Consider the following 306-nt stretch of genomic DNA (forward strand, 5'->3'; position numbering starts at 1 on the left):
AATCCTGCACGACCCACCATTCTTTCTCCGCGTAAAGGATGGCTTTTATTTTCACTTTTATTAAAAGTGAAGACAAAAGAAACTATCGTGGGCGATTAGCTCAGTTGGGAGAGCACCTGCCTTACAAGCAGGGGGTCACTGGTTCGAGCCCGGTATCGCCCACCATTCTTTAAACATTCTTGGTTATTGTCATATCCAAACCACTTCTTTTGTCGTTGGTTGGTGTGTTTGACCCTGAGAGTCTTTAGAAAATGTGAATTTTAGAACACTGGTTCTTAAAGTCTCATGCTCTTTAACAATTTGGAA

General features: G+C 41.8%; 1 tRNA gene. It reads left to right on the top strand.

The annotated features are described in order from the left end of the window. Positions 1-89: 89 nt before the first annotated feature. Positions 90-165 (top strand) — tRNA-Val (locus BCT49_RS05365). Positions 166-306 lie beyond the last annotated feature (141 nt).

It is taken from the genome of Vibrio lentus, assembly GCF_002875945.1.
Lineage (GTDB): Bacteria > Pseudomonadota > Gammaproteobacteria > Enterobacterales > Vibrionaceae > Vibrio > Vibrio apostichopi.